Here is a 12,078-nt window from a genome sequence, read left to right on the forward strand (position 1 = left end):
TAATTGGGACGCCGCTGTTAGATAAGCTAATTTATACGCTTGGGGCGACAAACGACGTGGCGGTGCGGAGTTTTCTAGAACGCTTCCTATTTACTAAGCAAGAACGATTGTCTGAAGAGATAGTAGAGGCTTATTTGGCGTCAGCGCAGCAGCCAAATGGGGAATACGCAGCGCTGGCATTTTTGCGGGGCGACCTTTATTTTGACCTTGCCCTGTATATCCAGCAATTGACGGTGCCGACTTTTATCCTGTGGGGTGAACAGGCACAATTTATCAGTGTGAATCTGGGCAAGCGTTTGGCTGGACTGAATCCAAAAGCAATTCGCCGGTTTCAGCCAATTGCGGGAACGGGAGTGCTACCTCATTTGGAGCAGCCAGAAGTGTTGATTGGACTGCTTCAAGGTTATTTGTCAGCAGTTAATAGATAAGTGTGTTTTTCTCAATCCGCGAGGAGAGTCTAGCTACGCGAATAGTCTTCTATTAAACGGATGCTTTACATCCTTTGTCTGAGCTAACCGTGAATTTGGGATAAGCAATGCGTTGGTGATTATATTGTTGCCAGACTTGGACGAAAACTTCCGCAATGCGGGATAATTCTTCTCGCGTTAACCCAGACTCAGCTAACTGGCTGTCTTGCCAACGAGCGCGGAGAATTTTGTTAATCATGGAGAGGGCTTGTTCTGGAGTTGCATCTTTAAGCGATCGCAATGCTGCCTCACAGGAATCTGCCAACATCATTATCCCCGTTTCTCGCGACTGGGGAATCGGGCCATCATAGCGGAAATCTTCTTCCCTCACAATTTTAGTGGGGTCTTTCTCGGCTATCTGCTGCGCTTGGTGATAAAAATAGGCAATCAACATTGTTCCCTGATGTTCCGGGATAAACCCCTGAATTGCTTTGGGCAACCGGCATCGCCGCGCCATCACCATGCCTTCAGTTACGTGCTTTTTAATAATCTCAGCACTCTTCCAGGGGTCATTAATTTCATCATGCTTGTTGGGACCGCCCATCTGATTTTCAATAAATCCTAATGGATCGTGCATTTTCCCAATATCGTGGTATAAAGTACCGGCTCGAACGAGTTCCACATTGCAGCCCAGTTCCCGCGCTGCGGCTTCTGCTAGGGTGGAAACGAACAGCGTATGTTGAAAAGTTCCCGGAGCTTGAGCGGCTAAACGTTTCAATAAGGGACGGTTGGGGTTCGCGAGTTCCGCCAGACGAATCGGCGTCACCAAGTCAAAGACGTGTTCTAGATAGGGACTCAGACCCAGCGCCACAATACTCCACGCTAAACCGGAAAAACCGCATAAGGCAGCTTCTTGGAGTACGGTGTACCAAATTGAACCCGTTGCGGCACCGAGAATCAGATTTACAATCAGGTAGACAGTGCCTTGAGTTAATCCGACGCCAACGCCAAGGAAAGCGAGTTCTTCGCGCGATCGCATTTTCCCTGCCAGTAAGCTCATCATAATTCCACCCGCAGCACCCGCCACCAAACAATCCCAAGTAATGGGCAGGCTAACCGATAACACGCCACCCAGCAGTCCCACAACGGTGACACCCAACGCAGAACCGTAGAAACTGCCCACCAATAAACCAACTGCTGGCAAATTCGTATAGCGAATACCCAAACTCACTAGCACTGGCGTACTCAAAGTCAGCAGCAATATCAGCAAGTGATCTCGTTGCCGGATTTGGGGATTAAATCGCCGTTCCACCCGCCAGAACGTACACACGCCACCCGTGACCAGAATTCCAAAACCAATCAATCCAGACCAGCTAAGGCTCCGGCGGCTTAATTGAAAATACTCTAACAGCACAAAATCTGCCTGGGAGATGGTTTCACCGGCGCGGACAATCACCTCATCCTGCCGAACTGCGATCGTTTGCAGTGCCACCGCTTTTGCTGCCTGTTCTGCCAGTTGTTTCGTTTGTTCTGGATCTTCTATTAAGTTGGGGCGCAGTCCCCAGAGCAACATTTGGGTTGCCACCGGCTCAGCTTCCGGGGGAACGAGCAAATTCATTTGCACTCTCAACGCTTGCTGTAAGATACTGTCAGGCAAGCCTGGGGGAATCCCTTGGGTGAGCATCCGTTCGGCAACCTGGGGGATGCCGGTTTTTGTTTGCTGCCAAGCTTCATTTGACAAGTCAAGCAGGGAGGCATCGTAGCGCCTTTCTGGATTGCCATCTGAGAAGGCGGCGACAGCTTTGGCGTATTGCGCGCGGGCTTGGTTAATCGTGCTTATTAGGGCTAAAAAATCTTGAGGACTTGCGGCCTGGTGGTAAGCTTGGAGTTCGGCGACAGCAGGTGTTGCGGAAATATTCGATTGACCGTTGGCATCTGGCAATAACCCTGACTGGGGTTGATTCACTTTCATGTCAGTGTCCACCGCTGCCAATATAGAGCGCCACTCCCACTCCGCGCACTTGCGGAGGTCAATCTGAGTGGCAGCAGACAATATGGCAGTCGGAACCATTGGAAAAGAACCGGCTAGTTGTCGGAGGTCGTCGGCGGTACGAAGGGATCGCTCCAAATCATCGTAAACTTGTTCGGTTACGTCTTGCTGGATCGTCAAGACGGGCACGGCACCTGTGCGGGCTGCCTTCCGTTTTTCTTCTGTGGTGAAAGTATCTACGACATTAGCGTCAAAGGTTGCCCGAATCGTCTGCGGTGCTATCTTGCCGACGGCGAGCTTTGGCGCATTGTAGTAGCGCTGCCCCATTGTTCCGGTGAGGGACACCACTGCCAGCAGCCAAACAATCCGAGGACGGTTTCTGCGGTTTTGGAGAGTAGCGCCAAGACCTAATCCTAGACCTTGCCCTGGTATAGCGGCAGGCGAATCAAAAAGTCGGGATGGTAAAAGACTGCGAAGGGGCTGGTACGTCCGCCGCCATTGATCAAGCTGGTGCGTCAATGACTGAAGCGTCTTCATGTTTATAGTATGGCTGTCGTTTTAGGCGACAGGAGTGATGGTAGCGAAAAGTAGATTGGCATTCATAAAAGGCACCTTACAGCAATCTTTACCCTTAATGGCACCCCTTTGTTGGCTTCATCCTACCTTACAAAACACTGCCCAAATTGCCTATCCCCCTTGGGGGATTTATCCGATTAAATTTAATTTTCTTTGACCAGCTTAGCTTGCATGGAGTAGCGATCGCTGGTATTAAAAAAAATTAACGCCGTTGAATTACATGGGGCGCTGCTACGGCGCTTATTTGCTGGACTTGCTTTGCTGTTGAGGCATCATAAACACCAGACCAAACAGCAAGGAGATTGTCTGCTAGTTGAAACAACTGAGCATCTGAGGCGATTCCCCACTTAGGTTGATTCCAAGATAGCCGCCATCCCGCAGGAATGCCCACTGTACTGTTATACGCTCCCGATAAAGCACCCGCGATCGCGCAGGTAATCGGGGGTTGGTAGCCGCTACGGGCAGCACGGGCGACACTCAGGCGAAAATCTTCTAGAGTACTGAGGAAGCAGTAAAAACCCAGAGCGATGGGGGTACTCTGAGGCTGGGCATTCCGACATAGTTGAGTACGAGCCAATTCTAAGCTCGCATTTTCTGCTAATAAAATTTGGACTTGCTCTAATTGTTGCACCAGAGGCGTCTGGGAATCTCCTAAGAAGGCAAGGGTTTTGGGAATCAAAGTAGCCCGATTGAGTTTTTCTCGAAGGCATTGAGCGATCGCGTATCCCACTGCTAACGCCCCATCTCTTAACTCTGGCTCATCTTGCCAGATGCTGACAACTTGTTCTAAATTTTGCCGCAGTTTGGCTTTATATTCATGGGAGAACAGCACAATCGGCAGTGTGGCAATAATCGCTCCTGGCGTAGGCGCGTTAGCACTGTTCGCCTCTATCTCCACAAATTTTTCCGTGAGGTGACGCCAATCTGCGAAATCGAATTTACCCCGCTCAATTAAGCTTTCTGCACCCCAAACCGCCATTTTGCCCCAGCTAGTAGGCTGCTGAGACTGTTTTTTGCTCAAAGGGGTGAAATCCCCGAATGCAGCGCCCAACAAGGTGCCGCGAAACCGACTTAACAGAGAGTAGCGCATGATTTCTATCGTAGAGGCGATCGCGACTTAGACAGCGTTCTCTCAACATCTGCCGTGCTATAGTCTACCGTCTCCCCAGTAGAATCGCATCTTCACTGAAAATTTTCTCTTGTAATGACTTCTCCTGTTTGGATATTTTTCAAAAAAGGAATGCCTATCCAAACTTCTATCGAGAAATTATAAGATGAATTGTAGTCATCGACGATATAACATCCATTAAAACTGCGAGTTTTCTTCAGGGAAATATTCCAACTCGGCGGAGAAATACTCCAATATTTAGCTTTTTCACTAGATTCGTTTTGTAAATTTGTTTTACTAATTTTATAAGGAACTTCAATAATATCGATTAAATCATAAGCATATTCATACTTGTCCAAAATACTTAGAATATCTTCCCAACTTTGAACTTTTATTTTTTTGTCAAAAATTCGTGAATTCAGCCAAGAATTACCAATTTCAACCAGTTGTTTCGCGATTAATTCTACCCGATGCTTGTCTTGCTTGAGAAACGCTAAATCTTCGGGAAGTAATACCCTGTTGGGTAGAATAGTCCAAACTTCAAAGGAAGTCTCTGTCTCTGTATCAAATGAGAAAGTAGATTTTTTTATACCTGGTATGTCTTCAAAAACTTGCACAGCACTAATGGGTGCTAGGGAGTCTAAGTATTTAGATTTAGTAGAACCTATTTCAACTTCTGGTAAATCTTTTGGGTAATTCTCAGCTAAATGATAATCTGGAGCCTTACATAGCTCTTCTGGAAGATAGGATTTTGTTGAAGTGTGCACTGCGCTTCTCCATTAAAATAATTTTTGTTTCAACAGAGTAGCAGAGCGAGTAAGACTATTCAGTGTTGCAGTTTACTAAAAAAAAATAGTTTTAATTATCAAGTATTTTCATCCGCCTAAAGATAGATAAAAAAATGAATAACGAACACCAAGCGATCGCTCATCAAATTTTATAGACGGAAAACAAGTCAAGTATGGGGAAGAGAAATGCAACAACTGAAACTTAGAGTAAGATTCCCTATCTATAGTAAGAATTCAGATGCCAAATGCGCGAATTATGCTAAATTTGGTCGTCCTTCGGAATGGATATGAAAATTCTTTTTCATCGTTGCACTGGGCAGCAAGGCTCACAGCGACTCCAGATTTTAATTGTCATTACCAGCATTTTCTTCATTACCATTCCATCTGGGCTTGCCCAGGAGGCTACCTCGCCAAAATCCACACCCGTAAGGATTTCAACTGAAGAACAATATTTTGCTGATGTTGTTGTCAGAGGACGCCCAGTTTTTCAAGTAGGTAGTTTATCGGGAATCAGCGCTCAAGAGCGATCGCAAATTATCAATCGGCGGATTGCCAGTATACTGCTGCAATCAGAGGCTTTGGGGCAAGTCACCGTTAAACCAGACAATCCACGGAAGATAGCCACCTTACAACTCAATAACCGAGTCTTAATGTCAGTAACTCAACAGGACGCCCGCGACTTTGGGGTGTCTGTAGAGGTGCTTGGCGAGAAATGGGCGAATCAATTAAATCAAGCTTTCAAAAAACCGCCCCTAGCCATTGATGTTGGACAGCGACTTTATCTTACCGTGCGCGATCTGGTACGGGACGCCATCAGCAGCTTGCCCTTAATTTTAGGGGCATTGGTCGTCGTTGGCATCACCTGGGTAGGTGCTAGAGGCGTGCGTTACATTGCTTTAAAATGGGCGCAGAAAGAGACAGAAGGCGATCGCAGCACTGAAATTCTGATGGGGCGAGTGGGATACGGTGGAGTCTGGGTTATTGGCTCTGTCATCGCTCTAGGTGTCTTGGGGCTTGACATTGGGGCTTTGCTGGGGGCATTGGGACTTACCAGCGTCGCGATTGGTTTCGCCCTCAAAGAGGTTTTCAGTAACTACATTTCCGGGATGATTTTACTTGCCGCCCGACCTTTTCGGTTAGGCGATCAAGTGACGATCAAGGAATTTGAGGGAACCGTTACCCAAATCCAACTGCGGGCAACTACTCTAAATACCTATGATGGGCGGAAAGTGTATATCCCGAATCAAGAAGTTTTCCTTGCCAGCATTATCAATAACACAGCTTTCAAGCACCGCCGCAGTTCGGTTACAGTTGGCATTGCCTATGGTGCCAATATCTCTACTGCTAAACAAGTGATTACTGATGCCGTTCTTAAAGTCAAAGGCGTGCAGCCAAAACCAGTGCCAGAAGTCCTTGTCCGGGAACTGGATTCTGGAAAGGTGAATTTGGAAATCCGCTTTTGGGTGAATTCTCGGCGTTTGGAGTTTTTAGAAACCACTTCTAAAGCAAATGAGGCGATTAAAGAAGCCTTGCACAAAGCGGAGATTGAAATACCCACCGAAATTTATACATTGTTGGTACGCAAATCGCAGACTGAGGCTGATGTCTATCCCAGCGACTGGGATTCCCAGAAGCGGCTTCCGAACGGCAAGTAAGCTGTTCTAGGCTCCCAGTCTGTTAGCTCCGAATTGTTAGCTCCGAATAAAGCGCGATCGCTTTTTTACGGCACCTGTGGCACAGATGGGGGTGTAGAACTAACACCGCTTCCCTTGCCTCGGTTGTATTTCAAATAAAACCCTGCTACTACTAACAAGATAATCACGAGGGTACCAATACCGAGGGGACTGGGAAGCCAGAATACCGCCTCAACATGGTTCACTTCACCTGGTTTGAGCGTCCAAACTAACAGATGTCCTTTCTCTGAGATAACTGGGTTGAGTGCATTCTCCGCCTTCTCAACACTCCGCGCCCCCCAAGGGGTTCTCAAGCTAAAGTCCAAATCGAACAGCGAACCGGGACTAACGATAACGTTACCGTTAGTAGAAAGAACGCCGAGCGATCGCAAATCCAAATCGTAGCTTAAGTGATTCCGTATCCAGAACAGGAAATTCCCCTGTCTCAGACTCAGGTGGGAATTAATCTTTGGTAAATCTGTCTCTGTCACCGCCTGAGAACCTTTCTTTGCCGGGGGATTAAAAAACTGGTTAAACTTCTCTTCCAGTTCCGCACCGCTAGCAAACGGAATTGTCACCACAACTTCCTGGTTTGAGATGCGCTTCGTTTTCCCTTGCAATTGTCGCGCCCGACGCTGAAGGCTATCTAACCATTCCTGTGCCTGCTCGCTGCTCAATGCCGTCAGTTGTTCGCCCAACTTGATATGCTGGACAATCTCGCCACGGTTCGGATTCTCGAACCTCACCCCAGCATCATACTGAACGCAGCCCGACAGCAATACGACCGCTAACAGCATCGCCCAAAGAACCCGCATTTTCGGCAATACTTTACCGAAAGCACCCCTCGCACTCTGACTCAACACAGCTAACTTCACGCCTTTCTCTCCTCCTTACTTCTCTGGTTGCCTTCTCTCGTGCCGGAAGTCGTTCGTTACCCTTGCCGCGCCGCTACACCCAACTGCTGGAACAACAAACTCGGCAAGAAACTACCCCCGCCTACCCATTCCGGCTTATCGCCCAAATCCACCAAATTTTTAAACGCCTCAAAAATACTACCAGCCACCATCGTATTCTTGACTCGACCGACAATCTGACCTTTTTCTACCTTGTAGCCTAAATCCAGATTGACAGAAAACTCTCCCGCCATTTGATTCGACTGTCCAGCACCGAGAACCTGATCCACAATCACCCCCTCATCCATGCTGGCAATTAAATCCGCTGTCGATGTCTTCCCAGGCGCAAAGCAGAGATTTACTAACTCTGGGCTGGGACGCGACAAACCACCCCGAAAGCCGTTTCCTGTTGACTCACAGCCAGCCCTGGCTGCCCAGCGCCGATCCCAGTAAAATTCTTTCACTGTGCCTTTCTCAACAAACACTTTGCGACGGGTGGGCGTGCCTTCATCGTCAAAAGCACAGGCAGATGGCCCGATGCTGGGGTCTTCAAATAAATTTAAGCGTTCGTCAAAGAGGGTTTCGCCCAGTTTACCGACGAGAGGAGAGGCTTTTTGGACGATACTTTGACCGGAGAGAACCGTCTTAAATAAGCGTCCGATGGCACTAGCGGCGGCTCTAGGATTAAACAGAACGGGGAAAGATCCGCTCTGAATGGTCGCTGGCTGCTCTGCTAGAGCGTATTTTCGTAACAAATCTTCTAGAAGGCGATTAAAATCTGGGACGCCTTCACGGGCAATATCGGAGCTATAAACCTGGAGAAAATCTTCACCCCGTACCAAATTCCCCGAAAGGCTGGCACTAACAACCTGGCTGGTGCGCGAGGCGTAGACATCCGCACTGGTTGCAATTTTTACGTTATTTGTCCGGACGTGGAACCCCACATCTACCAGAATATCGGAGTTGTAGTTGTGGATTTGAGAAATTAAGCGATCGCCTACTTCCACTAATTCCTGAGTTGCTGGTGGCGTGTATTTTTTTTCGGGTTCCGTCACCTGTACGCCCGCCGCAAATTCAAACTCAGCCTTGTCGCCAATTTCTGAAGTTTGTACGGCAGCATCCACCAAATCTTCCAGCCGCGTCAAGTCTGTGGAACTGGCAAAACCCAGCCTCCCCTCGTGTAGCACCCGCAGCGCGACTCCTTGCAGTGCTTTGGTTTGCAGGGATTTTAAGCGATTGTTTTCAAACTCAACTGGTGTGTCTTGGCTTGATAGATAGTAAACCTCAGCGGAGTCGGTTCGTCCCTTCGCCAATTTCAGAATCTGCTCCAGCGTCGCATCAGTCACCATCTCAGGTTCTCCCGCTTCACCCATACCATCTTAAAGCTACCAGAGGGACTCGTCGCACTACTGCCCTAAATACCGCTGTAAAGACAGACAGGAAGTTTACCGACTGCTGCTAATTGTTCTACGACTTTTAATTGGAGAAAAATCTCCTCAACAACTCAAACAGAAGCTAAATTTGCGATTAGATGAATTTTCCCAACTTAGGAAAGCCCGTCCAGTCACGCCATATTGGGCATAAAAAAAGGTTTGCGGGAAGCCAAACAAGAACCCAATCACAGATAAAATTAGCGTTCAAAAATTAAACCAAGCTAATCCACCGAGTGTCAAACCAATGGCAACCAAGGCAACCCAAATAAACAAATTGTCCTTGGTATTTACTTGGCTGAGATCGATGGGTTCCGGTTCTGGACGCTTTTGAGGAGTTTTCGTAGCACCCTGAAGATTGCTCCCCCGGCGAAATTCCGGTTCGCTGTCAGCGAGAGTTGTGAGATCGGGAATCTCTGTCAACCATTCTGGACGCCTGCTGAGTTGCGGGGCTTCCATAATGTAGAGTAAGCGACGGCTTTGCTTGCTAGTTTGTGGATCGGGATGATGTCGCAGCTGTTTGCAGAGGGCGATCGCTTCTGTTGTTTGTCCTGCTGCTTCGTAAGCCGTCACCAGCCAAATCAAGATTTCTCCTCCCAATCGGGAGTTTCGAGTCACCAAGCTACTTGCCTTCTCTAAATGCTGCACTGACTGGCGGTAATTTCCTCGCTCAAATGCTGCTGTGCCAGTCTGGTACTCGGTTCTAATAATTTCCTGGGTTTCTGAATTCACTGTGCCAATCGAATTTAAAGAGAACTTTTTTGTGCTTTGTACGTCATCACCGATAGCCTCTTTAAATTTTAGCGAAGCAGATTATCCTGTAATCAAGACGGCTAAAATCAATTGCTTTTGCCAGGGTTTTCGAGAGCATCCAAAGACAAAAATTGCAAGCTGCCAGCTCGGAAGATTTATCGTCTGTAACGGGTGGTTTCTGTTTCGTTGTTTCAACATCACCCGTTCGGGTGAATCAACGAGGGGAATTTTCCTCGCCTTGCCAGGGTTTATCTTAAGAAGTCATTCAAAATTTCATACTTAGCACCATCCAAAAGATTAGGATGTAAAACCATGCTTAAAACCCTACCTCTGCCGTTGCATCGTTTTCATCGGTTTTGCCTTGCTACCGGCTTAGCACCCTTGACGCTGGGCATTACGGTACTAACAGGGGCGATTTCCCCAGCCAAGGCACAATTAATCATTCAGCAAGGCGTGCCTACTTATGGATTTCCCCAGCATGGAGTTATCCAGCCGCCGTCGGGTAGCTTTGTTTATGGCAGTCCGATTCCCAGTCCGATTCCGATAAACCCAACGACGGGGATGAGCGATCGCGGATCGAGTAATTACTATCGAGTCAATCCCAATCCCTATCCGAGTTATCCCGACTATTACCAGGGTTATCCCAACTCCTATCCGAGTTATCCCGACTATTACCAGGGTTATCCCAACTCCTATCCGAGTTATCCCAGCTACCCGGTGGGATCGCACAGAAGAGTCAACAACTCGACACTGATCAACCCCACCTTAATCAATCCCCAGATTCGGGATTCTATCCTGATTAATCCAGTGATTGTGAATCCGCGAGGCAATCGCAGACGCTTCAACCAACCCAGGCAGATTATTATTCGTTAATCGCGCACGCCTAAGTCATAAACCCTAAGTCATAAACTCAGAGGCGATAATCATCGAGCCGATACCGGCGTCGGTGAAAATTTCTAATAGCAGTGCGTGGGGAATACGACCGTCAATAATATGAGTAGCCCGAACGCCTTGAGCAAGCGATCGCACGCAACATTTCACCTTGGGAATCATCCCACCACCCACGATACCCTTTTCAATTAGACGCCTCGCTTCGGCGATATCCACTTTGGCAATCAGAGTAGAGGGATCTTTGTAATCCTGCAAGATCCCTGCTGTATCTGTGAGCAAAATCAACTTTTCTGCCCCCAAAGCCGCCGCAAGTTCCCCAGCTACGGTATCCGCATTGATGTTATAGGCTTGTCCACTGTCATCGGTTGCCACGCTAGACACTACAGGGATATATCCACTACTGACCAGCGACTGCAAAAGCTTGATATCAATACTGTTCACTTCTCCCACAAAACCAATGCCCTCTACCCCTTCTGGACGGGCTTTGATCAAGTTGCCATCTGTGCCGCAAAGTCCAACAGCGGAACCGCCAGCACGGTTAATTAAGGAGACAATTTCTTTATTGACCCGACCCACTAAAACCATTTCCACCACCTCCATTGTGGCGGCATCGGTTACACGCAGGCCATTTTTAAATTGGGGTTCGATTCCCAGTTTACCCAGCCAAGAGTTTATTTCTGGACCACCGCCATGTACCACGACGGGACGCAAGCCTACACAGGATAAGAATACAATGTCGCGCATTACCTTATCTTTGAGCGAAGCGTCTTTCATCGCCGCGCCGCCGTATTTAACGACAACGGTGCGACCGGCAAATTGCTGGATGTAGGGTAGTGCTTCGCTTAGCACTCGAACGCGAGTCGCTTCAGCTTTCTTGAGGTATTCGCTATCGTTAAGCATTGCTTAGCAGGATGATGCCAGTAATCGTTTTCTAGAAGTTTAGTGCATACTGGCGTCTGCGGCACGATTAGAGGCGGCTGTTTCCAGTTTTACTGACCGTTATTGTCTGGCTTTGGCTTAAGAACTGCGGGAATCGCTTCAATTACTTGCGTCGCAATTTGTTCGGGAGTTTGCCCCTCGCCAACAGTGATGTGCAGGTCGGCTTGGGCGTACAGCGGTTTTCGTTGCTCAAACCGCTTTGGGAATTCGGTCGCGATGTCAGCGTTTTTTAACAGAGGTCGGGTGGTATCGTTTTGCAAACGGGCGACTAAAAGTTCCACAGGGACATCCAGCCATACGACGAGACCGTGTTGGAGATAGCTCCAATTTTCTCGCTTCAGGATAATACCGCCGCCAGTAGCGATCGCTAACTTCGTATAAGCCGACAATTCGGACAGCACTTGGCTTTCCAGCTTCCGAAAGCTTTCTTCGCCGTCACTGGCAAAAATCTCATTAATCGATTTTTTCGCAACTTGCTCAATCACCGCGTCGGTATCGAAAAAGTGATAATCCAGATGCTGTGCCAATAAGCGTCCTACGCTTGTCTTTCCCGCACCCATCATGCCAATCAGATAGACATTGATGCCCTTGAGTCGGTCGCGTAGGTTCTGATTGCTTTTTTCCATATTT

At 48.1% G+C, this 12,078-nt stretch carries 11 protein-coding genes; 3 read left to right on the forward strand and 8 right to left on the reverse strand.

Features of this window, described 5'->3' with window-relative positions:
• On the forward strand, positions 1-428 hold a 428-nt coding region (locus H6F50_RS11250; protein ID WP_190428760.1), incomplete at its 5' end, for an alpha/beta hydrolase.
• A gap of 52 nt (positions 429-480) precedes the next feature.
• On the opposite strand, the gene H6F50_RS11255 is transcribed toward H6F50_RS11250, so the two are convergent.
• The 3 genes from H6F50_RS11255 to H6F50_RS11265 form a co-directional block, all read right to left on the reverse strand.
• The gene (locus H6F50_RS11255; RefSeq protein ID WP_190428761.1) at positions 481-2,934 is read right to left on the reverse strand and encodes an HD family phosphohydrolase; all 2,454 of its coding nucleotides are present in this window, start codon (positions 2,932-2,934) and stop codon (positions 481-483) included.
• Positions 2,935-3,175: 241 nt separating this feature from the next.
• Positions 3,176-4,063, reverse strand: a complete 888-nt coding sequence (locus tag H6F50_RS11260) for an ADP-ribosylglycohydrolase family protein (protein ID WP_190428762.1) — start codon at positions 4,061-4,063, stop codon at positions 3,176-3,178.
• Between the two features lie 92 nt (positions 4,064-4,155).
• Positions 4,156-4,848 (reverse strand): hypothetical protein, encoded by a 693-nt coding sequence (locus H6F50_RS11265; protein WP_190428763.1) that lies wholly within the window; start codon positions 4,846-4,848, stop codon positions 4,156-4,158.
• A gap of 308 nt (positions 4,849-5,156) precedes the next feature.
• On the opposite strand from H6F50_RS11265, the gene H6F50_RS11270 reads away from it, so the two are divergent.
• Positions 5,157-6,524: a mechanosensitive ion channel family protein gene (locus tag H6F50_RS11270; RefSeq protein ID WP_190428764.1), complete on the forward strand. Its 1,368-nt coding sequence runs from the start codon at positions 5,157-5,159 to the stop codon at positions 6,522-6,524.
• Between the two features lie 65 nt (positions 6,525-6,589).
• Here the strand turns inward: H6F50_RS11270 and H6F50_RS11275 are convergent, their stop codons facing one another.
• The 3 genes from H6F50_RS11275 to H6F50_RS11285 all read right to left on the reverse strand — a co-directional run bounded on the left by H6F50_RS11275 (position 6,590) and on the right by H6F50_RS11285 (position 9,597).
• Positions 6,590-7,417, reverse strand: coding sequence for a DUF3153 domain-containing protein (locus H6F50_RS11275; RefSeq protein WP_347277158.1), 828 nt, complete (start codon positions 7,415-7,417; stop codon positions 6,590-6,592).
• Between the two features lie 56 nt (positions 7,418-7,473).
• Entirely contained in the window at positions 7,474-8,781 is a 1,308-nt protein-coding gene (locus tag H6F50_RS11280) for a metallopeptidase TldD-related protein (RefSeq protein WP_190428786.1), read from the reverse strand.
• A gap of 291 nt (positions 8,782-9,072) precedes the next feature.
• A complete protein-coding gene (locus H6F50_RS11285; RefSeq protein WP_190410669.1) occupies positions 9,073-9,597 on the reverse strand; it encodes a tetratricopeptide repeat protein in 525 nt (174 codons plus the stop codon).
• Positions 9,598-9,930: 333 nt separating this feature from the next.
• Here H6F50_RS11285 and H6F50_RS11290 point away from each other — a divergent pair, with 333 nt between their 5' ends.
• The gene (locus H6F50_RS11290; RefSeq protein ID WP_190428765.1) at positions 9,931-10,491 is read left to right on the forward strand and encodes a hypothetical protein; all 561 of its coding nucleotides are present in this window, start codon (positions 9,931-9,933) and stop codon (positions 10,489-10,491) included.
• Between the two features lie 24 nt (positions 10,492-10,515).
• On the opposite strand, the gene argB is transcribed toward H6F50_RS11290, so the two are convergent.
• A complete protein-coding gene (gene argB / locus H6F50_RS11295; RefSeq protein ID WP_190410667.1) occupies positions 10,516-11,409 on the reverse strand; it encodes an acetylglutamate kinase in 894 nt (297 codons plus the stop codon).
• Between the two features lie 89 nt (positions 11,410-11,498).
• Entirely contained in the window at positions 11,499-12,074 is a 576-nt protein-coding gene (locus H6F50_RS11300) for a shikimate kinase (RefSeq protein WP_190428766.1), read from the reverse strand.
• Positions 12,075-12,078: the final 4 nt, after the last annotated feature.

Source organism: Coleofasciculus sp. FACHB-712 (assembly GCF_014695635.1).
GTDB lineage: Bacteria > Cyanobacteriota > Cyanobacteriia > Cyanobacteriales > FACHB-T130 > FACHB-T130.